General features: G+C 62.5%; 30 protein-coding genes. 1 reads left to right on the top strand and 29 read right to left on the bottom strand.

All coding sequences use genetic code 11. From position 1 onward, the window contains the following. Positions 1-23 precede the first annotated feature (23 nt). From secY to rpsL, 26 genes are all read right to left on the bottom strand, one after another. Positions 24-1,355 carry a preprotein translocase subunit SecY gene (gene secY, locus IVB07_RS15905; protein WP_007611601.1) on the bottom strand — a complete coding sequence of 444 codons (1,332 nt, stop codon included), beginning with the start codon at positions 1,353-1,355 and terminating at the stop codon, positions 24-26. A 152-nt stretch (positions 1,356-1,507) separates the two neighbouring features. Further along, on the bottom strand, positions 1,508-1,993 hold the full coding sequence (gene rplO, locus IVB07_RS15900) for a 50S ribosomal protein L15 (RefSeq protein ID WP_027518586.1): 486 nt from the start codon (positions 1,991-1,993) through the stop codon (positions 1,508-1,510). A 72-nt stretch (positions 1,994-2,065) separates the two neighbouring features. Next, positions 2,066-2,272, bottom strand: coding sequence for a 50S ribosomal protein L30 (gene rpmD, locus IVB07_RS15895; RefSeq protein WP_018456457.1), 207 nt, complete (start codon positions 2,270-2,272; stop codon positions 2,066-2,068). Between the two features lie 25 nt (positions 2,273-2,297). Next, positions 2,298-2,885 carry a 30S ribosomal protein S5 gene (gene rpsE, locus IVB07_RS15890; protein ID WP_007603037.1) on the bottom strand — a complete coding sequence of 196 codons (588 nt, stop codon included), beginning with the start codon at positions 2,883-2,885 and terminating at the stop codon, positions 2,298-2,300. Positions 2,886-2,932: 47 nt separating this feature from the next. Further along, positions 2,933-3,295, bottom strand: a complete 363-nt coding sequence (gene rplR / locus IVB07_RS15885) for a 50S ribosomal protein L18 (RefSeq protein ID WP_007603036.1) — start codon at positions 3,293-3,295, stop codon at positions 2,933-2,935. An 11-nt stretch (positions 3,296-3,306) separates the two neighbouring features. Beyond that, positions 3,307-3,840 (bottom strand): 50S ribosomal protein L6, encoded by a 534-nt coding sequence (gene rplF / locus IVB07_RS15880; protein ID WP_007603035.1) that lies wholly within the window; start codon positions 3,838-3,840, stop codon positions 3,307-3,309. Positions 3,841-3,856: 16 nt separating this feature from the next. Beyond that, a complete protein-coding gene (gene rpsH, locus IVB07_RS15875; protein WP_007603034.1) occupies positions 3,857-4,255 on the bottom strand; it encodes a 30S ribosomal protein S8 in 399 nt (132 codons plus the stop codon). A gap of 14 nt (positions 4,256-4,269) precedes the next feature. Continuing rightward, positions 4,270-4,575 (bottom strand): 30S ribosomal protein S14, encoded by a 306-nt coding sequence (rpsN, locus tag IVB07_RS15870; protein ID WP_007611604.1) that lies wholly within the window; start codon positions 4,573-4,575, stop codon positions 4,270-4,272. A 46-nt stretch (positions 4,576-4,621) separates the two neighbouring features. Then, the gene (gene rplE, locus IVB07_RS15865; protein WP_007603032.1) at positions 4,622-5,179 is read right to left on the bottom strand and encodes a 50S ribosomal protein L5; all 558 of its coding nucleotides are present in this window, start codon (positions 5,177-5,179) and stop codon (positions 4,622-4,624) included. Continuing rightward, positions 5,172-5,486 (bottom strand): 50S ribosomal protein L24, encoded by a 315-nt coding sequence (gene rplX, locus IVB07_RS15860; protein WP_007603031.1) that lies wholly within the window; start codon positions 5,484-5,486, stop codon positions 5,172-5,174. Before rplX ends, rplE begins: the two co-directional genes overlap by 8 nt. After that, positions 5,486-5,854, bottom strand: coding sequence for a 50S ribosomal protein L14 (gene rplN / locus IVB07_RS15855; RefSeq protein WP_007603030.1), 369 nt, complete (start codon positions 5,852-5,854; stop codon positions 5,486-5,488). The genes rplX and rplN overlap by 1 nt, the downstream gene beginning before the upstream one ends. 83 nt (positions 5,855-5,937) lie before the next feature. Further along, positions 5,938-6,186 carry a 30S ribosomal protein S17 gene (gene rpsQ / locus IVB07_RS15850; protein WP_007603028.1) on the bottom strand — a complete coding sequence of 83 codons (249 nt, stop codon included), beginning with the start codon at positions 6,184-6,186 and terminating at the stop codon, positions 5,938-5,940. A 13-nt stretch (positions 6,187-6,199) separates the two neighbouring features. Beyond that, positions 6,200-6,406 (bottom strand): 50S ribosomal protein L29, encoded by a 207-nt coding sequence (gene rpmC, locus IVB07_RS15845; protein ID WP_007603026.1) that lies wholly within the window; start codon positions 6,404-6,406, stop codon positions 6,200-6,202. A gap of 5 nt (positions 6,407-6,411) precedes the next feature. Then, entirely contained in the window at positions 6,412-6,825 is a 414-nt protein-coding gene (gene rplP, locus IVB07_RS15840) for a 50S ribosomal protein L16 (protein ID WP_007603024.1), read from the bottom strand. 32 nt (positions 6,826-6,857) lie between these two features. After that, positions 6,858-7,583 (bottom strand): 30S ribosomal protein S3, encoded by a 726-nt coding sequence (rpsC, locus tag IVB07_RS15835; RefSeq protein WP_007603023.1) that lies wholly within the window; start codon positions 7,581-7,583, stop codon positions 6,858-6,860. A gap of 18 nt (positions 7,584-7,601) precedes the next feature. Next, entirely contained in the window at positions 7,602-7,988 is a 387-nt protein-coding gene (rplV, locus tag IVB07_RS15830; RefSeq protein ID WP_007603022.1) for a 50S ribosomal protein L22, read from the bottom strand. A gap of 10 nt (positions 7,989-7,998) precedes the next feature. Beyond that, entirely contained in the window at positions 7,999-8,277 is a 279-nt protein-coding gene (rpsS, locus tag IVB07_RS15825) for a 30S ribosomal protein S19 (protein ID WP_007603021.1), read from the bottom strand. A 12-nt stretch (positions 8,278-8,289) separates the two neighbouring features. After that, positions 8,290-9,123 (bottom strand): 50S ribosomal protein L2, encoded by an 834-nt coding sequence (gene rplB / locus IVB07_RS15820; protein ID WP_007611609.1) that lies wholly within the window; start codon positions 9,121-9,123, stop codon positions 8,290-8,292. A gap of 12 nt (positions 9,124-9,135) precedes the next feature. After that, a complete protein-coding gene (locus tag IVB07_RS15815; protein WP_007603019.1) occupies positions 9,136-9,438 on the bottom strand; it encodes a 50S ribosomal protein L23 in 303 nt (100 codons plus the stop codon). Beyond that, positions 9,435-10,055 carry a 50S ribosomal protein L4 gene (rplD, locus tag IVB07_RS15810; RefSeq protein ID WP_247336076.1) on the bottom strand — a complete coding sequence of 207 codons (621 nt, stop codon included), beginning with the start codon at positions 10,053-10,055 and terminating at the stop codon, positions 9,435-9,437. The genes IVB07_RS15815 and rplD overlap by 4 nt, the downstream gene beginning before the upstream one ends. Position 10,056: 1 nt before the next feature. Further along, positions 10,057-10,770 (bottom strand): 50S ribosomal protein L3, encoded by a 714-nt coding sequence (gene rplC / locus IVB07_RS15805; RefSeq protein WP_007603016.1) that lies wholly within the window; start codon positions 10,768-10,770, stop codon positions 10,057-10,059. Between the two features lie 53 nt (positions 10,771-10,823). Beyond that, the gene (gene rpsJ / locus IVB07_RS15800; RefSeq protein ID WP_002712302.1) at positions 10,824-11,132 is read right to left on the bottom strand and encodes a 30S ribosomal protein S10; all 309 of its coding nucleotides are present in this window, start codon (positions 11,130-11,132) and stop codon (positions 10,824-10,826) included. A gap of 82 nt (positions 11,133-11,214) precedes the next feature. Then, entirely contained in the window at positions 11,215-12,405 is a 1,191-nt protein-coding gene (gene tuf, locus IVB07_RS15795; RefSeq protein WP_018456453.1) for an elongation factor Tu, read from the bottom strand. A gap of 40 nt (positions 12,406-12,445) precedes the next feature. Next, positions 12,446-14,518, bottom strand: a complete 2,073-nt coding sequence (gene fusA / locus IVB07_RS15790; protein WP_026233180.1) for an elongation factor G — start codon at positions 14,516-14,518, stop codon at positions 12,446-12,448. Positions 14,519-14,548: 30 nt separating this feature from the next. Next, positions 14,549-15,019, bottom strand: coding sequence for a 30S ribosomal protein S7 (rpsG, locus tag IVB07_RS15785; protein ID WP_007603009.1), 471 nt, complete (start codon positions 15,017-15,019; stop codon positions 14,549-14,551). Positions 15,020-15,034: 15 nt separating this feature from the next. Further along, positions 15,035-15,406, bottom strand: coding sequence for a 30S ribosomal protein S12 (rpsL, locus tag IVB07_RS15780; protein WP_007603006.1), 372 nt, complete (start codon positions 15,404-15,406; stop codon positions 15,035-15,037). 640 nt (positions 15,407-16,046) lie between these two features. Here rpsL and IVB07_RS15775 point away from each other — a divergent pair. Next, entirely contained in the window at positions 16,047-17,285 is a 1,239-nt protein-coding gene (locus tag IVB07_RS15775; protein ID WP_085351283.1) for an NAD(P)/FAD-dependent oxidoreductase, read from the top strand. Here the strand turns inward: IVB07_RS15775 and IVB07_RS15770 are convergent. The 3 genes from IVB07_RS15770 to rpoC all read right to left on the bottom strand — a co-directional run bounded on the left by IVB07_RS15770 (position 17,213) and on the right by rpoC (position 25,815). Next, the gene (locus IVB07_RS15770; RefSeq protein ID WP_018456450.1) at positions 17,213-19,234 is read right to left on the bottom strand and encodes an ABC transporter ATP-binding protein; all 2,022 of its coding nucleotides are present in this window, start codon (positions 19,232-19,234) and stop codon (positions 17,213-17,215) included. The genes IVB07_RS15775 and IVB07_RS15770 overlap by 73 nt on opposite strands. Before the next feature lie 132 nt (positions 19,235-19,366). Beyond that, positions 19,367-21,427, bottom strand: a complete 2,061-nt coding sequence (locus IVB07_RS15765; RefSeq protein ID WP_018456449.1) for an FAD-dependent oxidoreductase — start codon at positions 21,425-21,427, stop codon at positions 19,367-19,369. Between the two features lie 191 nt (positions 21,428-21,618). Then, positions 21,619-25,815 (bottom strand): DNA-directed RNA polymerase subunit beta', encoded by a 4,197-nt coding sequence (gene rpoC, locus IVB07_RS15760; protein ID WP_026233179.1) that lies wholly within the window; start codon positions 25,813-25,815, stop codon positions 21,619-21,621. Positions 25,816-25,906: the final 91 nt, after the last annotated feature.

Genomic DNA, 25,906 nt, shown 5'->3' with positions numbered 1-25,906 from the left:
GCGCCGCCCGAGGGACGCCGCGCTTAACGGCGGCGGCCGCGCAGCTTCGACTTCCGGATCAGGCCTTCGTACTGATGCGCCAGGAGATAGCCCTGCACCTGCGCCACCGTGTCCATGGTGACGCTGACGACGATCAACAGCGAAGTGCCGCCAAAGTAGAACGGCACCGACGCGTAGGAGATCAGGATTTCCGGAATCAAGCAGACGATCGCCAGATACACCGCGCCGAGCACGGTGATCCGCGACAGCACGTAGTCGATATATTCCGCGGTACGCTCGCCCGGGCGGATACCCGGAATGAAGCCGCCGTGCTTCTTCAGATTGTCCGCGGTCTCGGTCGGATTGAACACGATCGCGGTGTAGAAGAAGGCGAAGAACACGATCAGCGCCAGATACATGATCAGGAACAGCGGACGGCCGTGGCCGAGCTGGGTGTTGATCCACTGGAACCATTCCGGCCCACTGCCCGCGTTGAAGTTCGCGACCGTGGTCGGCAGCAGCAGCAGCGAGGACGCGAAGATCGGCGGGATCACGCCCGAGGTGTTGAGCTTGAGCGGCAGATGCGAGGACTGCCCCTCGAACATCTTGTTGCCGACCTGGCGCTTCGGATACTGGATCAAGAGCCGGCGCTGGGCGCGCTCCACGAACACGATGAAGGCGATCACGGCCACCGCCATGATGATGACGACCAGAATCAGGCCGGTCGACATCGCACCCTGACGGCCGAGCTCGAGCATGTTGGCGAGCGCCGCGGGCAGCTCGGCGACGATGCCGGAGAGAATGATCAGGGAAATGCCGTTGCCGATGCCGCGCGACGTGATCTGCTCGCCCAGCCACATCAGGAACATGGTGCCGCCGGTCAGCGTGATCGCCGTCGACAGGCGGAAGAACATGCCGGGGTCGCTGACGACGTTGCCAGCGCCTTCGAGGCCCACCGCAATGCCGTAGGACTGGAACGCGGCCAGGATCACCGTGAGATAACGGGTGTACTGGTTCAGCAGCTTGCGGCCGGACTCGCCTTCCTTCTTCAGCGCCTCGAGCTGCGGCGAGACGGTGGTCAGGAGCTGGATGATGATGGAGGCGGAGATGTACGGCATGATGTTCAGCGCAAAGATCGCCATGCGGTGAATGCCGCCGCCAGCGAACATATTGAACATGCCGAGGATGCCGCCCGCCTGGGAGCGGAACACCTGCTCCCAGATGTTGGGATCGATGCCGGGCAACGGGATGTAGGTCCCGAGCCGATAAACGAGCAGCGCGCCCAGGGTGAACCAGATGCGCTTCTTCAGTTCGTCGGCCTTGGCAAACGCACCGAAATTGAGATTGGCTGCCAGTTGTTCCGCTGCAGAGGCCATCTTGGACTTTCTCCCGCCGCTTATTGCGCCGTTATGCCCGCGGCCGGGCTACATTATACCGGACACCGGACATTATCTGGGGCTACGGCTTCGATAAGTCCATCGTCCCGCGTGCGTAAAGGCCCGCGAGCCGCGGGCCGATGACGCAGTTGTTACGCCGCCTCGCCTTCTTCCTTGGCAGGCGCGAGGATCTTCACCGAGCCGCCGGCCTTCTCGACTGCCGCGATCGCGGTCTTCGAGGCGCCGTGCACTTCGATGTTGAGCTTGGCCTTGAACTCGCCGCGGCCGAGCAGCCGCAGGCCACCCTTGGCGCGGCGCAGCACGCCGGCCTTGACCAGGGATTCGACGTTCACGACGCTGCCGGCGTCGATCTTCTTGGCATCGACCGCATCCTGGAGCCGGTCGAGATTGATCTCGGCGAACTCCACGCGGAAGATGTTGTTGAAGCCGCGCTTGGGCAGACGGCGATGCAAGGGCATCTGGCCGCCTTCGAAACCCTTGATGCGCACGCCCGAACGCGCGGTCTGGCCCTTGCCACCGCGGCCGGCCTGCTTGCCCTTGCCCGAACCAATGCCGCGGCCGACGCGCATACGCTTCTTGCGCGAGCCGGCATTGTCGGCGATATCGCTGAGCTTCATCGCCCTGCTCCTTGTTTCTTGCGCATGACCTTCACCGAAAACGGGTCCCGCTTCGGGATCGTGCGCCTTTGCTTACTTCTCGTCGACAATGCGAACGAGATGGTGAACTTTCAAGATCATGCCGCGGACCGCCGGGGTGTCCGGCAGTTCGCTGATGCGGCCGATCTTGTTGAGCTTGAGCCCGATCAGCGTCGAACGCTGCGAGTGATGGCGGCGGATCGCGCTGCCGGTCTGCTCGAGCTTGATCGTCTTTGCGGTCGTAACGGCACTCTTGGCCATAGGCGTCTACTCCGAAAAGCTTCCGTTATTCGGCAACCGCCTCGGCGTCACCACCGATACGGCGGGACTGGAGGGTGGACACCTTGATGTTGCGGCGGGCAGCGACCGAGCGCGGCGAATCCTGATGCTTCAGCGCATCGAAGGTCGCGCGAACCATGTTGTACGGGTTCGACGAGCCGATCGACTTCGCAACCACGTCCTGGACGCCGAGCGTCTCGAACACGGCGCGCATCGGACCGCCGGCGATGATGCCGGTACCGGCCGGAGCTGCGCGCAGGTAAACACGGCCCGCGCCATGACGGCCGGCGATGTCGTGATGCAGCGTGCGGCCCTCGCGCAACGACACGCGGGTCAGGTTGCGCTTGGCGGATTCGGTTGCCTTGCGGATCGCCTCGGGCACTTCGCGCGCCTTGCCGTGACCGAAGCCGGCGCGGCCCTTCTGGTCGCCGATCACGACCAGCGCTGCGAAACCGAAGCGCTTGCCGCCCTTGACGACCTTGGCGACGCGATTGATGTGGACGAGCTTGTCAACGAACTCGCTGTCGCGCTCTTCCCTGCGTTCACGTCCGCCGCCGCGTTGATCGCGTCCACCACGTTGTTCGCGTTCTGCCATGGTTTTTCCAGTCCTTCAGAGGCTTACGCCTCAATCCTCAAATTCTGTTAGAAGCTCAGCCCGCTTTCACGCGCCGCGTCGGCAAGAGCCTTGACGCGCCCGTGATAGAGATAGCTGCCGCGATCGAACACGACTTCCTTGACACCCTTCTCGGCGGCGCGCTCGGCCAGCAGCTTGCCGACCGCCTTCGCCGCATCGATGTCGGCGCCGGTCTTGCCGCCATCGCGCATCGACTTCTCGAGCGACGAGGCAGAGGCCAGCGTCTCGCCCTTCAGGTCGTCGATGACCTGGGCGTAGATGTGCTTGGACGAGCGGAACACCGACAGGCGCGGACGGCCGCCACCCGAGCGGCGCAGCTTCAGTCGTACACTGCGCTTGCGCCGGGCATTCGTAACCTTGGCTTTCGACATGACCGGCTCCGTTACTTCTTCTTGCCTTCCTTGCGGAAGATGAATTCGCCAACATACTTCACGCCCTTGCCCTTGTAGGGCTCCGGCGGACGATAGGAGCGAATCTCGGCGGCGACCTGGCCGACGCGCTGAATGTCGCTGCCGGTCACCGTGATCTCGGTCGGCTTCGGCACGGTGATCGTGATCCCCTCCGGGATCGCGTAGACCACATCGTGGCTGTAGCCGAGCGCGAGCTGCAGGTTCTTGCCCTGCAGCGCGGCGCGGTAACCGACGCCGGTGATTTCGAGCTTCTTCTCGAAACCCTTGGTGACACCCTCGACCAGATTCGCGACCTGGGCGCGAGCGGTCCCGTACAGGGCCCGCGCGCGGTTGGTCTCGACCCGCGGGTTCACCTTGACCTGGCCGTTGTCGAGCTTCACCTCGACGTCGTTATGGACGACGAACTGAAGCTGGCCCTTCGGCCCCTTCATCTTGACGGTCTGCCCGTCGACGGTCGCGGTCACACCCGACGGCACCGCTACCGGTCTTTTGCCAACACGTGACATGGATCAAAAATCCTTCTCAGAACACCGTGAAGAGAACTTCGCCGCCCACGTTCGCTTCACGCGCACTGTGGTCAGCCATGATTCCCTTCGGCGTCGACAACACCGAAATGCCGAGTCCGTTATTGACCCGCGGCAGGTTCTTCACCGAGGCGTACACGCGACGTCCGGGCTTGGAGACACGCTCGATCTCACGGATAACGGGCTCGCCGTCGAAATACTTCAGCTCGATCTCGATCTCGCTGCGGCCCGAGGAATGCTCGAGCGTCGCGTAACCGCGGATGTAGCCTTCGCTCTTCAGCACCTCGAGCACGTTCTCGCGCATCTTCGAGCCAGGCGTGGAGACCTTGTTCTTGGAGCGCATCTGCGCGTTACGGATGCGGGTGATCAGATCGCTGATTGGATCGTGCGTAGACATCTAAACGACCCTCCTTACCAGCTGGACTTCACGAGGCCCGGGACCATGCCCTTGGAGCCAAGGTCCCGCATTGCGATGCGGGACAGTTTGGTCAAGCGATAGTTCGAGCGCGAACGGCCCGACAGCTCGCAACGCAGACGGATGCGGGTCGCCGACGAGTTGCGCGGCATTTCCGCCAGCTTCAGGGTCGCAGCGAACCGCTCCTCCATCGGCAACGTCTTGTCGGCGATGATCGCCTTCAACCGCTCGCGCTTCGGGGCGGCGTTCTTCGTCATCCGCTTGCGCCGGTTGTTCTTCTCGATTGAACTCTTCTTTGCCATGCTTGGCTCCTGGGTATCCGCGTTTGAGAGGCTTTAGGTCAGCGTCTCACTGCCGGAACGGGAAATTGAATGCGGTCAACAAGGCCCTCGCCTCGTCGTCGGTCTTGGCCGTGGTGCAGACGGTGATGTCCATACCGCGGGATTCCGTGACCTTGTCGAAGTCGATCTCGGGGAAAATGATGTGTTCCTTGAGGCCGAGCGAGTAGTTGCCGCGGCCATCGAAGCTCTTCGGGTTCAAGCCGCGGAAGTCGCGGACGCGGGGCAGCGCGACCGTCACCAGACGATCGATGAACTCGTACATACGGGCCTTGCGCAGCGTGACCTTGCAGCCGATCGGCTGGTTCTCACGCAACTTGAAGGTCGCGATCGCGATCCGCGAATAGGTCACGATCGCCTTCTGGCCGGCGATCTGGGTCAATTCCGCAGCGGCGTTCTCGGCCTTCTTGCGGTCGTTGACGGAATCGCCAACGCCCATGTTCAGCACGACCTTGTCCAGGCGCGGAACCTGCATGACGTTCTCATAACCGAACTTCTCGGTCATTTCCGTCCGGATCTTCGCGTCGTATTCCGCGCGCAGGCGCGGTGTGTAAGCGGCCTCAGCCATCGATCTCAGCTCCCGAGCTCTTGGCGATGCGGACCTTCTTGCCGTCCGCCAGAATCTTGAATCCGACGCGGGTCGGCTTCCCGTCCTTGCCGACATACGCGATGTTGGACAGTTGGATCGGCGACTCTTTCGAGATGATGCCGCCCTCCTGGGCCTGCGTCTGCTTCTGGTGACGCTTGACCATGTTGATGCCGCGCACCAGCGCCGTACCGGCGTCGGGACGCACTTCGAACACCTCGCCGGTGCGGCCTTTGTCGCGGCCGGTCAGCACGACGACCTTGTCGCCCTTGCGGATCTTCGCAGCCATCACAGCACCTCCGGCGCGAGCGAGATGATCTTCATGTGGTTCTTGGCGCGCAGCTCGCGCGGCACGGGCCCGAAGATACGGGTACCGACCGGCTCGGACTGATTGTTGATCAGAACGGCGGCGTTGCGGTCGAAGCGGATGACCGAACCGTCGGCGCGGCGAATGTCCTTGCGGACGCGCACCACGACGGCCTTCATCACGTCGCCCTTCTTCACCTTGCCGCGCGGAATAGCTTCCTTGATCGAGACAACGATGATGTCGCCGATCGTGGCGTAGCGGCGCTTGGAGCCCCCGAGCACCTTGATACACATGACACGGCGTGCGCCAGAATTATCGGCCACGTCGAGGTTGGTCTGCATCTGAATCATTGATGCACCTCGTCCTCTTCTCTTTGCGCCAGCCCAGCCGGCGCTCAACATTAACCTGAAGTCAGTCGGCTAAAGCCAACAGATCAGGCGCTTTTCTTGTGTTCGCCCCGGATCACGACCCAGCGCTTCAACTTCGAAATCGGCTTCGATTCCTCGATCCACACCATGTCGCCCGGCTTGAACTCGTTGCTCTCGTCGTGCGCGTGGTAGTTCTTCGAACGGCGGATCGTCTTCTTGTAGATCGGGTGCGTAAAGCGGCGATCGACGCGCACCACGATGGTCTTGGCTTGCTTGTCGCTGACGACCACGCCCTGCAAAGTACGTTTCGGCATCTTCGTAAGCCTCTTACTTCTTCTTCGCGCGCGTCTGCGCGGCGACGGTCTTGATCCGGGCGATGTCACGGCGGGCTTCGCGCAGGCGCGAGGTGTTCTCGAGCTGCCCGGTCGCGCGCTGGAAGCGCAGGTTGAAGCGCTCCTTCTTCAGGTTCAGGATGGCGTCGTCCTGCTGATCGGGGCTCAACGCGCGGATGTCTTCGATTTTCATCTGGGCCATGGCCATTACTCCGCAATGCGCTCGACGAAGCGCGTCTTGATCGGCAGCTTGGCTGCCGCCAGGGTCAGCGCTTCACGCGCCGTCTGGGTGTTGACGCCGTCGATCTCGAACAGCACCCGGCCCGGCTTGACGCGCGCGACCCACAATTCCGGCGCGCCCTTGCCGGAACCCATGCGGACTTCGGCAGGCTTCTTCGACACGGGAACGTCGGGGAATATGCGGATCCAGACGCGGCCGGCGCGCTTCATGTGGCGGGTCAGCGCGCGGCGAGCGGCTTCGATCTGGCGCGCGGTGACGCGCTCAGGCTCGGTCGCCTTCAGACCGAACTGGCCGAACGCCAACGTCGCGCCCGAAGACGCAACGCCGTGGATACGGCCCTTATGCGCCTTCCGGAACTTCGTTTTCTTAGGTTGCATCATGGCTTCAAGCCCTCAAATTCTCTGTGCTGGCGTCAGGCTGCAGCGTTGTCCCGGCGCTGCCGGCCGCCGCGATCGCCGCCGCCACCAGTCTCACCTTCGGCCATTCTCTTGTCCTGGGCCATCGGATCGTGCTCGAGGATCTCGCCCTTGAAGATCCAGACCTTGACACCGCAGGTGCCGAAGGTCGTGAACGCGGTCGCAACCCCGTAGTCGATGTCTGCGCGCAGCGTGTGCAGCGGCACGCGACCTTCGCGGTACCACTCCATGCGCGCGATTTCCGCGCCGCCCAGACGTCCCGAGCAGTTGATGCGGATGCCTTCCGCACCGAGACGCATCGCTGACTGCACGGCGCGCTTCATGGCGCGGCGGAACGCCACGCGGCGCTCCAGCTGCTGCGCGATCGACTCGGCCACCAGCGTCGCATCGAGCTCCGGCTTGCGGATTTCGACGATGTTGATGACCACGTCGGACGCCGTGATGTCCGCGACCTTCTTGCGCAGCTTGTCGATGTCGGCGCCCTTCTTGCCGATCACCACGCCCGGACGAGCCGAGTGGATGGTGACGCGGCACTTCTTGTGCGGACGCTCGATCACGATGCGGGCAACGGCTGCCTGCTTGAGCTCCTTGTGCAGGATCTCACGAATCTTGACGTCCTCGTGCAGCAGCTTGCCGTATTCCTGCTTGCCGGCGTACCAGCGGGAATCCCAGGTCCGGTTGATGCCGAGACGCAGACCGATCGGATTGATCTTTTGACCCATCGTGTTCTCCTGCGTCCCTTAAGCCGCTGCTGCGGCTTCGACCTGACGAACGATGATCGTCAGCTGTGAAAATGGTTTGTAGACACGGCCCGAACGGCCACGGCCGCGGGCGGCAAAGCGCTTCATCACGAGGCCGTTGCCGACGAAGGCCTGCGCCACGACGAGATCGTCGACGTCGAGGTCGTGGTTGTTCTCGGCGTTGGCAATAGCCGATTCCAGGCACTTCTTCACGTCAACCGCGATCCGCTTGCGCGAAAACTGCAGGTCGGCGAGCGCAGCAGCCGCCTTCCGGCCGCGAATGAGCTGGGCGACCAGGTTGAGCTTCTGCGGGCTCACCCGCAGCATCCGGGCGACCGCCTTGGCCTCGTTCTCGGCGAGGCTCCGTTCGCGCTTAGGTTTGCTCATCGTTTAATCCTCAAGCCTTCTTGGCTTTCTTGTCCCCGGAGTGGCCATGGAAGGTGCGGGTCGGCGAGAACTCGCCGAACTTGTGACCGACCATTTCCTCGTTGACGGCCACCGGCACGTGCTTCTGACCGTTGTAGACGCCGAAGGTCAGGCCGACGAATTGCGGCAGGATCGTCGAGCGACGGCTCCAGATCTTGATGACGTCGTGACGGCCGGACGAGCGCGCGGCATCTGCCTTCTTGAGCAGAGAACCCTCGACGAACGGGCCTTTCCAGACTGAACGAACCATGTCCGGCGTTCCTTACTTCTTCCGCTTGTGGCGGCTTAGGAGAATGAATTTGTTGGTCGACTTGTTGGAGCGGGTCTTCTTGCCCTTGGTCGGCTTGCCCCACGGAGTAACCGGGTGGCGGCCGCCCGAGGTACGACCTTCACCACCGCCGTGCGGATGGTCGATCGGGTTCATCGAAACGCCGCGGTTGTGCGGCTTGCGGCCCAGCCAACGGTTGCGGCCGGCCTTGCCGATCGACGTGTTCATGTGATCCGGGTTCGACACCGCGCCGATCGTGCCGCGGCAACGGCCGTGCACCAGGCGCTGTTCGCCCGAGTTCAGGCGGATGATCACGTAGTCCTGGTCGCGACCGACGAGCTGGGCATAGGTGCCCGCGGAACGGGCGAGCTGGCCGCCCTTCCCGATCTTGACCTCGATGTTGTGGATGATCGTGCCGACCGGCATGTTGCCGAGCGGCATGACATTGCCCGGCTTCACGTCGACATAGTTGCCGGCGACGACGGAATCACCGACGGCCAAACGCTGCGGCGCCAGGATATAGGCCTGGGTGCCGTCTTCGTACTTGACCAACGCGATGAATGCGGTGCGGTTCGGATCGTACTCCAGCCGCTCGACCGTCGCGGGCGCATCGACCTTGTCGCGCTTGAAATCGACGGTACGCAACGTTCGCTTATGACCACCGCCGCGGAAGCGCACGGTGATGCGACCGGTGTTGTTACGGCCGCCGGAGGAGTGCTTGCCTTCGGTGAGCGCCTTGACCGGCTTGCCCTTGTAGAGGGCCGAACGATCGACCATGACCAGCTGGCGCTGGCCCGGCGTCGTGGGATTGAATGTCTTCAGTGCCATCGTCGTACGACCTTACAGACCGGTGGTCACGTCGATCCGGTGACCCTCTTCGAGAGTCACGATCGCGCGCTTGGAGTTCGACTGCGAGCCGAGATTGCCACGGAAGATCTTGGTCTTGCCCTTGCGGACCAGCGTGTTGACACTCTTGACCTTGACGTCGAACAGCTTCTCGATCGCTTCCTTGATCTGCGGCTTGGTCGCCTTCGCGGCCACCTTGAACAGCACCTTGTTGTGCTCCGAGGCGATCGTGGCCTTTTCGGTCACGACCGGCGACAGGATCACGTCGTAGTGGCGAGGCTCGATGTTCTTCGTCATTTGAAGCGCGCCTCCAGCGCATCGATGGCGGCCTTGGTCAGAACAAGCTTCCGACGGCGCAGGATGTCATAGACGTTGATGCCCTGGATCGGCAGCACGTCCATGTTCGGGATGTTGCGGGCCGCAGCGGCGAAGCCGTTGTTGAGCTCGGCGCCGTCGACGATCAGCGCGTTGGTCAAACCCAGACCGGAGAAATGACCGAGCAGCGCCTTGGTCTTGGCAGCTTCCAGCGCGGCCTTGTCGATCACGATGAGATCGCCGTCCTTGGCCTTGGCCGAGAGCGCATGCTTGAGGGCGAGCGCACGGACCTTCTTCGGCAGGTCGGTGGCGTGCGAACGCACCACCGGACCGAAGGCACGGCCACCTCCGCGGAACTGCGGCACCCGGGCCGAGCCGTGACGAGCACCACCGGTACCCTTCTGCTTGTACATCTTCTTGCCGGTGCGCCAGATCTCGGCGCGGCCCTTGGCCTTGTGCGTACCGGCCTGGCGCTTGTTGAGCTGCCACTGCACGCAACGTGCAATGATGTCCTGGCGCGGCTCGAGGCCGAAAATGGTGTCGGAAAGCTGGACCGAGCCGGCTTCCTTACCTTCGAGGGTCGTGACCTTCAATTCCATCTCACGCCTCCTGCGCAGCCGGAGCAGCGTCCGCTTCGCCAGCAACCTTGAACTTGCCGGGCTTCGGAGCTTCCTTAGGCAGCGGCTTCTTGACGGCGTCGCGCACGCGGATCCAGCCGCCCTTGGAGCCGGGAACGGCGCCTTCGACGAGGATCAGACCGCGTTCGACATCGAGCTGGACGACCCGAAGGTTGAGCGTGGTGATGCGGTCGACGCCCATGTGACCGGGCATCTTCTTGTTCTTCCAGGTCTTGCCCGGGTCCTGACGGCCACCGGTCGAACCGATCGAACGGTGCGAGACCGAGACGCCGTGAGTGGCGCGCAGACCGCCGAAGTTCCAGCGCTTCATACCGCCGGCAAAACCCTTACCGACCGAAGTACCGGTGACGTCGACGAACTGACCGACGACAAAGTGGTCGGCCAGGATCTCGGCACCGACGGGGATCATCTGATCCGCGGAGACGCGGAATTCCTCGACCTGCCGCTTCGGCTCGACCTTCGCGACCGCGAACTGGCCGCGCTCCGCCTTGGGCATGTACACGGTCTTGCGGCTGCCAGAACCAAGCTGGAGCGCGACATAACCGTTTTTCTCTTCGGTGCGGTGGCCTACGACCTGGCAATTGCCGAGCTTCAGCACGGTCACGGGGATATGTTCGCCGGCCTCTGTAAAGACCCGCGTCATCCCGACCTTTTGTGCGATCACTCCGGAGCGCATCGGCGTGCTTCCTGTTCTTTCTGTCCGCTAGTGGCGAACGTGATCCAAAAATCTTAGAGCTTGATCTCGACGTCGACACCGGCGGCCAAGTCGAGCTTCATCAAAGCATCGACGGTCTGCGGGGTCGGATCGACGATGTCGAGCAGGCGCTTGTGAGTGCGCATCTCGAACTGCTCGCGGCTCTTCTTGTCGACGTGCGGCGAACGGTTGACGGTGAACTTCTCGATGCGGGTGGGCAGCGGAATGGGTCCGCGGACCTGCGCGCCGGTGCGCTTCGCCGTGTTCACGATCTCGCGGGTCGACGTATCGAGGATACGATGGTCGAACGCCTTGAGACGGATGCGAATGTTTTGGCCGTTCATTGCCGTGGTCTTTCTTCAATGGGGTGGCGAATAGCGAATAGCGAATGTCACATTCGCTATTCGCCGATCCCTATTCTCGTAATTACTCGATGATCGAGGCGACGACGCCGGCGCCGACGGTGCGGCCACCTTCGCGGATCGCGAAGCGGAGCTTCTCTTCCATCGCGATCGGCACGATCAGGTGCACTTCCATCGCGATGTTGTCGCCCGGCATCACCATCTCGGTGCCTTCCGGCAGATGCACGACACCGGTCACGTCGGTGGTGCGGAAGTAGAACTGCGGACGGTAGTTGGTGAAGAAGGGAGTGTGGCGGCCGCCCTCTTCCTTGGTGAGGATGTAGGCCTCAGCCTTGAACTTGGTGTGCGGCTTGACCGAACCCGGCTTGCACAGCACCTGGCCGCGCTCGACGTCCTCGCGCTTGGTACCGCGAAGCAGCGCACCGATGTTGTCGCCGGCCTGGCCTTGATCCAGCAGCTTGCGGAACATTTCGACACCGGTGACCGTGGTCTTCTGCGTGGCGCGCAGACCGACGATCTCGATTTCCTCGCCGACCTTGACGATACCGCGCTCGACACGGCCGGTCACGACGGTGCCGCGGCCCGAGATCGAGAACACGTCTTCAACCGGCATCAGGAACGGCAGATCGACCGGACGCTCCGGCTGCGGAATGTAAGCGTCGACCTGCTTCATCAGCTCGAGGATGGCGTCATGGCCGAGCGTCTTATCGGAATCTTCGAGGGCGGCAAGCGCCGAGCCCTTGATGATCGGGATGGTGTCGCCCGGGAATTCGTACTTCGAGAGCAGCTCGCGGACCTCGAGCTCGACGAGCTCGAGCAGTTCCGGATCGTCGACCATGTCGCACTTGTTGAGGAACACGACGAGCGCGGGAACGCCGACCTGGCGGGCGAGCAGGATGTGCTCGCGGGTCTGCGGCATCGGACCGTCGGCGGCCGACACGACCAGGATCGCACCGTCCATCTGGGCGGCGCCGGTGATCATGTTCTTCACGTAGTCGGCGTGGCCGGGGCAGTCGACGTGCGCGTAGTGGCGGTTCTTGGTCTCGTATTCGACGTGCGCCGTCGAGATCGTGATGCCGCGCGCCTTCTCTTCCGGCGCCTTGTCGATCTGGTCGTACGCGGTGAACGTCGCGCCGCCGGCTTCGGCGAGGACCTTGGTGATCGCCGCGGTCAGCGACGTCTTGCCATGGTCGACGTGACCGATGGTGCCGATGTTGCAGTGCGGCTTGTTACGTTCAAACTTTGCTTTGGCCATTTGACTCTCCGTTCAATCGTCAGTTCGAGACCGACGACAATCAGGCAAACTTCTTCTGGACTTCTGCCGACACGTTGGCCGGCGCTTCTGCGTAGTGGTCGAACTGCATGGTGAAGGTTGCGCGACCCTGGCTCATCGAGCGCAGGTTATTCACGTAACCGAACATGTTCATGAGCGGCACCATCGCGTTGATGACGTTGGCGTTGCCGCGCATGTCCTGACCCTGGATCTGACCGCGCCGCGAATTCAGGTCGCCGATGACGGAGCCGGTGTAATCTTCCGGGGTCACCACTTCGACCTTCATGATCGGCTCGAGCAGGACGGACTTGCCCTTCTGCAAGGCTTCGCGGAATGCAGCACGCGATGCGATTTCGAAGGCGAGCGCCGACGAATCGACGTCGTGATACTTGCCGTCGACGAGCTGAACCTTGACGTCGACCACGGGGAAGCCCGCGACCACGCCGGAACTCAGCACGCTGTTGATGCCCTTCTCGACGCCGGGGATGTATTCCTTCGGCACCGCACCGCCGACGACCTTGGACTCGAACTCGTAGCCCTTGCCGGGCTCGTTCGGCTCCACGATGATCGACACTTCCGCGAACTGTCCGGTACCGCCGGTCTGCTTCTTGTGGGTGTACTTGACTTCGGACCTCTTGGTGACGCGCTCACGGAACGCCACCTGCGGCGCGCCGATGTTGGCATCGACCTTGTAGGTGCGGCGGAGAATGTCGACCTTGATGTCGAGATGGAGCTCGCCCATGCCCTTGAGGATGGTCTGGCCGGACTCCTGATCGGTCGACACGCGGAAGGACGGATCCTCCGCGGCGAGCTTCGCCAGCGCCACGCCCAGCTTTTCCTGGTCGGCCTTGGACTTAGGCTCGATCGCGATCTCGATGACGGGCTCGGGGAATTCCATCTTTTCGAGGATCACCGCCTTGTCGGGATCGCACAGCGTGTCACCGGTGCGCGCTTCCTTCAGGCCAGCCAGTGCGACGATGTCGCCGGCATAGGCTTCCTTGATGTCTTCGCGGTTGTTCGCATGCATCAGCAACATGCGGCCGATGCGCTCCTTGCGGTCGCGCGTCGAATTGATGACGCCGGTGCCCGACAGCAGCGTGCCGGAATAGATGCGGCAGAAGGTGATGGTGCCGACGAACGGGTCGTCCATGATCTTGAAGGCCAACAGAGCCAGCGGCTCCTTATCGTCCGGCAGGCGAACGACCTCGTTGCCGTCTTCATCGACGCCCTTGATGGCGGGCACGTCAACCGGCGACGGCAGATAATCCACGACTGCGTCGAGCAGAGGCTGCACGCCCTTGTTCTTGAACGCCGAGCCGCACAATACCGGGAAGAACGCGCCAGTCAGCACGGCCTTGCGGATCAAGCGCTTCAACGTCGGCTCATCGGGCTCCTTGCCGTCGAGGTAAGCGGCGAGAACTTCGTCGTCGAGCTCGACGGCGGCTTCCAACAACTTCTCGCGATATTCCTTGGCCTTCTCGACCATGTCCTCGGGAATATCGATGTCCACGAACTTGGCGTCGAGCTTCTCTTCTTCCCAGACCACGCCCTTCATGCGAACGAGGTCGACCAGGCCCTTGAAGTTGTTCTCGGAGCCGATCGGAAGCTGGATCGCGATCGGCTTTGCGCCGAGGCGGTCGACGATGTCCTGCATGCACTTGTAGAAGTCAGCGCCGGTCTTATCCATCTTGTTGGCGAAGACGATGCGCGGAACTTTGTACTTGTCGCCCTGGCGCCAGACCGTCTCGGTCTGGGGCTCGACGCCCTGGTTCGAGTCGAGCACGCACACGGCGCCGTCGAGCACGCGCAGGCTGCGCTCGACTTCGATGGTGAAGTCGACGTGGCCGGGAGTGTCGATGATGTTGAGACGCTTGCCTTCCCAGAACGCGGTGGTCGCGGCCGACGTAATCGTAATGCCGCGCTCCTGCTCCTGCTCCATCCAGTCCATCGTCGCGGCACCTTCGTGCACTTCGCCGATTTTGTGGCTCTTGCCGGTGTAATAGAGAATGCGCTCGGTGGTCGTGGTCTTGCCGGCATCGATATGCGCCATGATACCGAAGTTGCGGTAATTCTCTATGGCATGAACGCGGGGCATGGAGTGTTCCTTAGATTCCGTGTGTCGCCGTTACCAGCGATAGTGCGAGAAGGCGCGGTTGGCTTCCGCCATCCGGTGCACGTCTTCGCGCTTCTTGACGGCGTTACCCCGGTTGTTCGACGCATCCAGGAGCTCCGCAGAGAGCCGCTCGGTCATCGTCTTCTCGTTGCGATCGCGCGCAGCCGAGATCAGCCAGCGAATGCCCAGCGCCTGACGGCGCACCGAGCGAACTTCGACCGGAACCTGATAGGTCGCGCCACCGACGCGGCGGGAGCGCACTTCAATCGTCGGCATGACGTTCTCGAGCGCCTGCTCGAACACGCCGAGCGGGTTCTGCTTTGTCTTGCTTTCAATGAGGCCGAACGCGCCGTAGACGATGCCTTCGGCGACCGACTTCTTTCCGGCGTACATTACCGAATTCATGAACTTCGTGACGATGATATTCCCGAACTTCGGATCGGGAAGGACTTCGCGCTTTTCGGCAGAATGGCGACGAGACATGGACCTGGTTCCCGCTTACTTCGGACGCTTGGCGCCGTACTTCGAACGGCGCTGCTTACGGTTCTTGACGCCCTGGGTATCCAGAACGCCGCGGAGGATGTGGTAGCGCACGCCGGGCAAGTCCTTGACGCGACCGCCGCGGATCATGACCACCGAGTGCTCCTGGAGGTTATGGCCCTCACCGGGGATGTAGCCGATCACCTCGAAGCCGTTGGTCAGGCGCACCTTGGCAACCTTACGAAGCGCCGAGTTCGGCTTCTTCGGGGTCGTGGTGTAAACGCGTGTGCAAACACCGCGCTTCTGCGGCGACTGCTGCAGCGCCGGCACCTTCTTGCGCGACTTCTGCACTTCCCGCGGTTGAGCGATCAGCTGGTTGATCGTCGGCATCCTGGCATTACCCTTTGTGTTCTGCCGCGGCCCGTCACCGGGTCCGCAAATTCTTTCGAGCTACCCGCCCGACGAGGCCGCCTTCCGCGGAACAATCCGCACAAAGCGAAATCGCGCCAACCACCCGTCAACGGGCGGAAAGCGCTTCGACGCCACAGAGGACCGCAGTAGTTGAACCGGTCAGCTTGAAGCTGCGGCCCGCGCACCGAGGTCATGCATCCGAATTCGATCTCGAGAGAACATGCTCAAGAGAACTAAAATCGCACTGGCATTGCCTAGCTATGATCGACAGCGTTTGAGCGGCATTCGTCGAGGTTGGTGCCTGTCTTGGTGATCCCAGGGGATCAAACAGGTGGCCCGTTCCGACGTTGGCGATGCTCACCGCCTGTCGTTAAGTGAGGGGGTTCTATAAGTGGGAGTCGGTCAAGTCAAGGCGAAACGTCAGTCAGAAGCGCTTCCCGCACCTGCCGAAATCGCTTCTTGGGCCGCTCGCTGCGCCTTCGTGAGATGGAAACGAAGAGCGCGTCGCGCCACCTCGAAACCTATTTATACCCGGGTTAAATATACTTTTATAACCATTGGCTAAGGCTTTCTTTCCTGTTGGAGCGCCAATGTGCCGCCTTGGGCAGAGATTAGCGCCATGCGGTACACCGACATTGCCATTATCGGCGGGGGATTGTCCGGCTCGACCGCCGCCGCGATGCTCGGCCGTAGCGGCATTTCGACCATCCTGATCGATCCGCATGAGAGCTATTCGGCGGACTTTCGGGTCGAAAAACTCAGCGGTCACGTGCAGGTTGGGCGATTCCTGCAGACGGGAATCGCCGAATCGGTGTTGCACCGCGCGACCTTTGTGGGTGAGAACTGGATCGCGCGCTTCGGCCGCCTTCTCGACAAGGCGCCGAGCCGGCAGTTCAACATCCTCTACGATTCCCTCGTCAACGCTGTCCGCGACGAAATTCCTGCCGGCGTCGAGCGCATCTGCGCCAAGGCTGTCTCGGTCGAGACGAGTGCGGAGCGGCAGAAGGTCACTCTCTCCAACGACGCGATGGTCTCCGCCCGGCTGGTCGTGCTCGCCAACGGACTCAATGTCGGCCTGCGCCACCAGCTGGGAATCGCCCGAAAAGTCGTCAGTGCCTGCCATTCGATTTCGATCGGGTTCGACGTGGTGCCCGCGGGACGGGACTCGTTCGACTTCCCTGCGCTGACCTATTTCTCGGAACGGCCGAGCGACCGCATCCCCTACCTCACGCTTTTTCCGATCGGGACGCGGATGCGCGCCAATCTGTTCGTCTATCGCAGCTTCGACGATCCCTGGCTGCGTGAGCTGCGCCGCGCGCCGGCCGAGACGTTGAACGCTGCGCTGCCACGGCTCAAGCACATCACCGGACCATTCGACATTCCCAGTGAGCTGAAAATCCGTCCGGTCGATCTCTATGTGAACGATGCCAGCGGCCAGCCGGGTCTCGTGCTGGTGGGCGATGCCTTCTCGACCTCCTGCCCGGCCGCCGGCACCGGGTGCGACAAGGTCTTCACCGACGTCGAGCGGCTCTGCAACGTCTATATCCCGCAGTGGCTGGCCTCCGACGGGATGGATACAAGCAAGATCGCCGCCTTCTACGCAGACCCGGTCAAGCGGGAGTGCGACGATTGGTCGGCCGCGAAGGCCTTCGATTTCCGCTCAGTCTCCATTGCGACAAGCCCTTATTGGACGGCGCAGCGCTGGGCACGCTTCATTGCCTGGTCGGTTCAGGGACTATTGCGGCCGCTTGGAGCAGCCTTCGATCTGGAGCCGAACTTCCTCGGTCACTCCTCCTCATCGTCCTCGTCGAGGTCGTCTTCATCCTCGTCGTCTTCGTCGCTGTCCTCGTCGACGTGAGCCGGCGCGCCATGCGGTTGGTGGATCTGGTCGTTCCACAGCTTGCGATAGGTGCCGTTCTTGGCGAGCAGCTCGGCATGTGAGCCGCGCTCGATCGCCCTGCCCCCTGAAATCACGATGATCTCGTCCATCTCGACCACCGAGGTCAGGCGGTGGGTTGACCAGATCATGGTGCGGCCCTTGGCGACCTTCAGCAGCGTGCGGTTGATCGCAGCTTCCGTGGTCTGGTCGAGCGCCGAAGTGGCTTCGTCGAGCAGCAGCACGGAAGGATTACGGATGACCGCGCGCGCGATCGCGATGCGCTGGCGCTGGCCGCCCGACAAGGTATCGCCGCGCTCGCCCACCGGCGTGTCGTATCGTTGCGGCAGGCTCATGATGTAACGGTGGATCTCGGCTTTCTTGGCCGCCTCCTCCACCTCCTCATCGGTCGCGCCCTCCTTGCCGAGCCGAATGTTCTCCCGGATCGACATGTTGAACAGCATATTCTCCTGGAACACCACCGCCATGCTCCGGCGCAGGGAGTCCAGCGTCACCTTGCGGACGTCGACGCCGTCGATGGTGACGCGCCCCTCGTCCGGCACATAGAGCCGCAGGATCAGATTCAGCAGCGTGCTCTTGCCGGAGCCGGACGGACCGACGATGGCAATGCGCTTGCCGACATTGAGCTTGAGGCTGAGATTGTCCAGCACTGGCGTCTGGCTGCCTTCGTACTGGAACGTCACGTGGTCGAAGGTGATGTCGTTGGTGATGCGGGGCAGATCGGGCGCGCCGGCACGATCGGCGCTGCGCGTGGGCTCGTCGAGCAACTCCTGCATATGACGGATCGCGGCTGCCGCGGAGATCGACACGGGGATGAAATGCATCACATGGGCGATGTTGTAGGACACCTCCCAGAACGCACTCTCGAAGGTGACGAAGGTGCCGATGGTAATCTGCCCCTTCGTCGCCAGATATGCGCCGATCGCGAGCACGACGAGATGCAAGAGCAGCACCGAGATGGTGACCGTCCGCTCCACCATGGTCGACAGGAACGCCGCCGAGGCCATCCTGTTTCGCGTCTCGTCGTTGCGGAATTTGAAGAAGCCGAACATCCGGCGTTGCAGGCTGAACGCCTTGATCACGGCCTGCGCCGCCACGTTCTCCTGCACCATGCCGAGCAGCGCAGATTCATTGAGCTTCTGCTCGTAATTCGCCTGGACAGCCTTCGGCGTCAGCATGCGGGGACCGATCAGCGTGATCGGGAACACCAGCAGCGCAACCGCCGCGAGCTGCCAGTTCAGGAACACCATCAGGATGATGCCCGCGATCAGCTCCAGGAACGGCAATGCCGCGCTGTTGGCGAAGGTCTTGACCGAACCCTCGAAGGCCGCGAGGTCGACTGAGAAGCGCGACAGGATCTCGCCGCGCTTGGTGCGGCCGAAATAGGCCGCCGGCAGGTCCTGGACGTGCTCGAACAGCCGTTTGCGGACGTCGGAAATGATGCACGCCGCGAGCCGCGCATCCCAGCGCTCGTACCAGACCGCGACGATCGAGGTGAATATGCCCGCGACCGCGAGCACGCCGAGGATCTTGTACAGCGCCTGAAAATCCTCCTCGCCGAGCGCGTCGTCGATCAGGTACTTCAGGCTGAGCGGCATGATGACGTTGAAGAGCGTCTCGACGAAGACGCCGAACGCCACGAAGGACAGCATCTGCTTGTAGTTGAACAGGAAGGGTTTGACGAAACCCAGGATGGTCGCGAGCGCGCCGGCGGCCTCGCGCGCGGTAAAGACGACGAGGTCCTCGTCCTCATCGTCGTCATCGAGCTCCAGCCCGCCATCCTCCTCGTCTTCATCGTCCTCGTCGTCTTCAAGGTCCGGCTTGGCGGTAGGGACAAGCTTGTCGTCGAGCTCGGCCGCCTCTTCCGCGGCGAGCTTCTGTTTGTCGGGCGGGAGGGGCTTGGACGCCATGAAACCAACCGATGCTGACGGCCGGCATGACCGCAGAGAAAGCAGGAAATAGCGCCAACCGCTACTGCATCGATTCTATGCGATCAAGATGAATTCGGCAAAACAATTGGCGAAGGCGCCCGCTTCAGGCGGCTAGTCGTCTTCCTCATCCTCGACCTTGTCGAAAAAGGAATAGCGCAAGGAATCGGCGTCGGCGTACCACTGGCCCGGTCCCTTGTTGGCGGCGAGCGTCGTCTCCCAGAGCGCGTCCGTGCAGTCCTTGCGGTGCATCGACAGCTCGAAGCCGTTGCCGAAGAACAGTTCGGACCATTCCCACCAGGTGCCGAGCTTCTTGACGCCGCGCAGAAGGTCGTAGCGGTCGATCAGTGCCGGCGCCATGTCCGAGGTGATCGAGCCGAACACGAGCCCGGTCTTGACCACACGGTTCAGCTCCCTGATCGCACGGACCACCTGCTTCGGGGAAACATGGCAGAGGCTGGTCTCGAACACGAAGTCGAACGCACCATCCTTGAACGGCATGTCGGTGATCGAACCGAGCTTGTTGTACTTCCTCAGCGCCTTCGGCGTTCTGGCGTGAATGGTGCGGTTGTTCTCGATACCGAAGGCATCGATGCCGCGATCACGTAGCGCGCCGACAAGCTCGCCGCTGGCCGAGCCCGCGATCAAGAGCTTCGTGCCTTTGGCCTTGCCCCAGACGATGCCGATCAGTTTTGTGAGATAGTCGGGATCCGTGAAGTGTTGCCACACCTCGCTGTAGGGGCCCTGGCCGCGATAATTGTCAAAATAGGCACGATCGATCTTGTCCGAGAGCGGCTTGTCGTCCTGGGAACGCTCGCGGCGCAAGCGCATCATCTCGGTCAAGATGATGTCGGTCGCCGCGTCCGAGGAATCGAGCAGGCCGTTCAGCGTCGAGTCGAACAGATAGTCGCCGACCACCACGATTCCGGGATGTTCCTTCGGCTCGGGCCGGTGGTTGGTCATGACGTCGCGCACGGGCAAGCCGCCCGGAATCGCGTTCACCGAGGACAGCCAGCGGTGGATCTTGCCTTCCATGAAATGCGCGCGTGCATCGCCGAGCGATGCCGGAAGCGATTTCAGCGCGGCATCGATCAGCTCCCGGTCGGAAAGATTCGCAAAGGCCAGCGCATCGGAGCCCGGAATCAGCCAGTTCAGCACGCCGTGCTTGCCCACATCATGGCGGGCGCCCTCGTTATAGACGCAGCAACCGCCAAAGGCTTCCGACATGAACCAGGCGCCGGCGATCTTGTCGCCCCAGAACGGCGTGTCGAACAGGATCGAGACACGCAAATAGTGCGCAGGACGGTCGAAGTACGCGACGTGCTTGACCATCGACTTGCGGAGCTGTTCGCCTTCCCAGCCGACGGTCCCAAGCCAGGAATGCGGCAGACAGACCAGCACAAGGTCGAAGTCGCGCGTCTCCGGCCCCTTGCCGTTCATCATCTTGAGTTGATAGCGGCCGGTCGGCGCCTTGCCGACCGTGAGGATTCGGTGATTGAGCTGGATGTCGGCATTGACCTCCGACTGGAGGCACTCGATGAGCTGCTCGTTGCCGTTCTGGATGGAATAGAGGCCGATATAGCCGTCGACATCCATCAGGTAGTTCTTGAGCGCGTTGAGCCCGTTGGTGTTGTGGCTCTCGGTCGCGAGGTCCGAGCGCGCCATCACCTTGAAGAATCGCTTTGCGGTCTCGTCCTCGACCTCCTCGTCGAGCACCTGTTCGGCGGTCTTGTAGGCCCAGGGATTCTCGTTGTCGTGCGCGCCGACACCCTCGTAGTACTCGATCGGCGTCATCGCCTCGGCGCAGCGCTTACGGAACGCCTCGATTGCGGCTGCGGTCTTGGCACCGTATTTGCGGCGCATGCCCGCGACGTCGTTGAGGAGCTCACCGCCGAACTGCACCTGCTCGGCATCCATCGGAATGGTCTGCAGGCCGAAATGCTGGATCAACTCGCGCAACGGATCCGGCCCGGTCATCGAGTAGTCGTAGATCTCGGCAACGCCGGCCTCGTACATCGCGGGCGCGGAATCGAATTTGCGCGTGACGATCTTGCCGCCGAGCCGGTCGGATGCCTCGTAGATGGTGACGCGGCAGAGGTCGCCAAGCTTGCGCTTCAGATACCAAGCGCTCATCAGCCCGCCGGGGCCGCCGCCTACGATTGCGAGATCAAGCATGAGAATTCCGTGGTCTCCGGCCCGCCCCCTTCACGGGACCACCGGTCTAAGCTCTCCTAGCAGAAGCGCTTTTGCGCCTGAAGGAAAGATGAACAAAGGTTGATCCTGCACCGCAACAGGGAAACAAAGCAGCAAAAAGGCCGGCTTTCGCCGGCCTTTTCAGTGTCCTCGGTATTCCTACGGATGAACGATCATTCCGCAGGTGGCAGCGCCATCGGCTCCACTTCCGGCGCCGGCGGCACGACCGCCGCCTGCTTCTCGCGCTCGTCGAGGATCATCTTGTCGCGCTTCACAGCGACTTCGCGGATCTTCGCCATGGAGGCGCCGGTGCCTGCCGGAATCAGCCGGCCGACGATGACGTTCTCCTTGAGGCCTTCGAGCGGATCGACCTTGCCGTTGACCGCCGCTTCCGTGAGGACTCGGGTGGTCTCCTGGAACGAGGCCGCCGAGAAGAAGGAGCGGGTCTGAAGGCTCGCCTTGGTGATGCCGAGCAGAACCGGCGTCCCCGTGGCGATCTTCTTGCCCTCTTCCTTGGCCTTCGCGTTGATCTGGTCGAACTCGATCTTGTCGATCTGCTCGCCCGAGATCATGTCCGTGTCGCCCTGGTCGGTGACTTCCACCTTCTGGAGCATCTGACGGACGATCACCTCGATGTGCTTATCGTTGATGAGCACGCCCTGGAGCCGATAGACCTCCTGGATCTCGTTGACCAGATAGGCCGCGAGTTCCTCGATGCCCTTGACCGCCAAAATGTCGTGCGGCGCCGGATTGCCTTCCACGATGAAGTCGCCCTTTTCGACGACGTCGCCGTCCTGAAGGTGGATGTGCTTGCCCTTCGGGATCAGGTACTCGCGCGCCTCTTCGGTCTTGTCCATCGGCTCGATCGAGATGCGACGCTTGTTCTTATAGTCGCGCCCAAACCGGATGGTGCCCGCGATTTCGGCGATGATCGCCGCATCCTTCGGACGCCGAGCCTCGAACAGTTCCGCCACCCGCGGCAGACCGCCGGTGATGTCGCGCGTCTTGGCGCTTTCGGTCGAGACACGGGCGAGAATGTCGCCCGCCTGGACCTTGGCGCCGACATCGACCGACAGAATGGCATCGACCGACAGCATGTAGCGGGCATCGCCGCCACGGGCGAGCTTGAGCACCTTGCCGTCCTTGCCCTTGATCACGATGGCGGGACGCAGGTCCCCGCCGCCGCGCATCGAGCGCCAGTCGATGACCACGCGCTTGGCAATACCGGTGGCCTCGTCGAGCGTTTCCGAGATCGACTGTCCCTCGACCAGATCCTCGAAGCCGATAGTACCTTCGACCTCGGTGAGGAGCGGACGGGTGTAGGGATCCCATTCCACGATACGCTGGCCACGCTTGACCATGTCGCCCTCGTCGACGTGCAGGCGCGAACCGTACTGAATACGGTGCGTCGCACGCTCGGTGCCGTCGGCATCGACGATCGCGATCACCATGTTGCGAACCATCGCGACCAGGTGGCCTTCGCTATTGCGGGCGATGGCCTTGTTCCTGATCACGATCTTGCCGTCGAAGTTGGATTCGACGAAAGATTGCTCGTTCAGCTGCGCCGCACCGCCGATGTGGAAGGTGCGCATGGTGAGCTGGGTGCCCGGCTCGCCGATCGACTGGGCCGCGATGACCCCGACCGCTTCGCCGTGGTTGACCGGCGTGCCGCGAGCGAGATCGCGGCCGTAGCACTTGCCGCAGATGCCGTTGACGAGCTCGCAGGTCAGCGCCGAGCGGATCTTCACCTCCTGGACGCCGCCCTGATGGATGGCATCCAGATGGCTCTCTTCCATCAGCGTACCGCGCTTGAAGATCACCTTGCCCGTGCTGTCACGCACGTCTTCGCAGGCCGTGCGTCCGAGGATGCGCGAGCCGAGCGAAGCGACCACGGTGCCGGCATCGACGATGGCGCGCATCTTGATGCCGAGCTTGGTGCCGCAATCGTCCTGCGTGATGATGCAATCCTGCGCGACGTCGACGAGACGACGGGTCAGATAGCCGGAGTTCGCGGTCTTCAACGCGGTGTCCGCGAGGCCCTTGCGGGCGCCGTGGGTCGAGTTGAAGTACTCGAGCACCGAGAGGCCTTCCTTGAAGTTCGAGATGATCGGCGTCTCGATGATCTCGCCCGACGGCTTGGCCATCAGGCCGCGCATGCCGGCGAGCTGGCGCATCTGGGCCGGCGAACCGCGGGCACCGGAGTGAGCCATCATGTAGATCGAGTTGATGTCGGCATCCGCCCCACTCGCCGTCTTCTTGGTCGAGGAGATCTCCTTCATCATCGCCTTGGCGATTTCTTCCGTGGCCTTCGACCAGGCGTCGACGACCTTGTTGTACTTCTCGCCATGGGTAATCAGACCGTCGTTGTACTGCTGCTCGAAATCCTTCGCCAGCGTACGGGTAGCGTCGACGATCTTCCACTTGGAGTGCGGCACGACCATGTCGTCCTTGCCGAACGAGATGCCGGCCTTGAACGCGTTGTAGAAGCCGAGCGCCATGATGCGGTCGCAGAAGATCACCGTCTCCTTCTGGCCGCAGTGGCGGTAGACCTGGTCGATGACGCCGGAGATCTCGCGCTTGGTCATCAGCTTGTTGATGATCTCGTACGGAACGCGCGGGTTCTTCGGCAGCAAATTGCCCAGCATGACGCGGCCGGCGGTGGTCTCGATCCAGCGCCTGGAGATCTTGCCGGTCTCGTCGATGCCTTCCCACCGGTACTTGATCTTGGTGTGGAGGTGGATGACCTTCGCGTGCAGCGCGTGCTCGAGCTCCGCCATCTCGCCGAAGATCTTGCCCTCGCCGGGCAGGCCTTCGCGCATGATGGAGACGTAGTAGAGACCGAGCACGATGTCCTGCGACGGCACGATGATCGGCTGGCCGTTCGCCGGATGCAGGATGTTGTTGGTCGACATCATCAGGACGCGCGCTTCCAGCTGCGCTTCCAGCGACAGCGGAACGTGCACGGCCATCTGGTCGCCGTCGAAGTCGGCGTTGAACGCGGCGCAGACCAGCGGGTGGAGCTGGATCGCCTTGCCCTCGATCAGCACGGGCTCGAACGCCTGGATGCCGAGGCGATGCAGCGTCGGTGCGCGGTTGAGCAGCACGGGATGCTCGCGGATGACCTCGTCCAGGATGTCCCAGACCTCGGGCCGCTCCTTCTCGACCAGCTTCTTGGCCTGCTTCACGGTGGTGGACAGGCCCTTGGCGTCAAGCCGCGAGTAGATGAACGGCTTGAACAGTTCGAGCGCCATCTTCTTCGGCAGACCGCACTGATGCAGGCGCAGCTCGGGACCGACCACGATCACCGAACGGCCCGAATAGTCGACGCGCTTGCCGAGCAGGTTCTGACGGAACCGGCCCTGCTTGCCCTTGAGCATGTCGGCGAGCGACTTCAGCGGACGCTTGTTGGCACCGGTGATGACGCGGCCACGGCGGCCGTTGTCGAACAGCGCGTCGACAGCCTCCTGAAGCATGCGCTTCTCGTTGCGGATGATGATGTCCGGCGCGCGCAGCTCCATCAGCCGCTTCAGGCGGTTGTTGCGGTTGATGACGCGGCGGTAGAGATCGTTGAGGTCCGAGGTCGCGAAGCGGCCGCCATCCAGCGGCACCAGCGGACGCAGGTCCGGCGGAATCACCGGAACCACCGTCATGATCATCCATTCCGGCTTGTTGCCGGAGTGGCGGAACGCTTCCACGATCTTCAGGCGCTTGGCGAGCTTCTTGTGCTTGATGTCGGAGTCGGTCTCCTGCATCTCCGCACGCAAGGTCAGCTCGAGCTTCTCGAGGTCCATGCCCTTGAGCAGCTCGCGAATCGCTTCCGCGCCGATCATGGCGGTAAAGGAATCCTGGCCGTATTCGTCCTGCGCCTTCAGATACTCGTCTTCCGACAAGAGCTGACGGTCCTTCAGCGCGGTGAGGCCCGGCTCGAGCACGACGTAATATTCGAAATAGAGGATCCGCTCGAGATCCTTCAACGTCATGTCGAGCAGGAGGCCGATGCGCGAGGGCAGCGACTTCAGGAACCAGATGTGGGCGACGGGGGCCGCGAGCTCGATATGGCCCATGCGCTCGCGCCGGACGCGCGACAGCGTGACCTCGACCGAGCACTTCTCGCAGATGATGCCCTTGTACTTCATGCGCTTGTACTTGCCGCACAAGCACTCGTAGTCCTTGATCGGCCCGAAGATGCGGGCGCAGAATAGGCCGTCGCGCTCGGGCTTGAAGGTACGGTAGTTGATGGTTTCCGGCTTCTTGATCTCGCCGTACGACCAGGACAGAATCTTCTCGGGGCTCGCGATCGAGATCCGGATCTGGTCGAAGACCTGAGCCGGCGTCGTCGGATTAAAGAGATTCATAATTTCTTGGTTCATCGTCTTCTCCTCGCGTGCCGGTCGCCTCCGGCAGCAAATTCGAAAATCACTATGCGGGGCGCCCTGCCCTCGCGATTCCAGGACTGGGCGC

It is taken from the genome of Bradyrhizobium sp. 172 (assembly GCF_023101065.1).
GTDB lineage: Bacteria > Pseudomonadota > Alphaproteobacteria > Rhizobiales > Xanthobacteraceae > Bradyrhizobium > Bradyrhizobium canariense_D.
The sequence above is the reverse complement of the archived record's forward strand: the minus strand, read 5'-3'. Positions and strand labels throughout refer to the sequence as shown.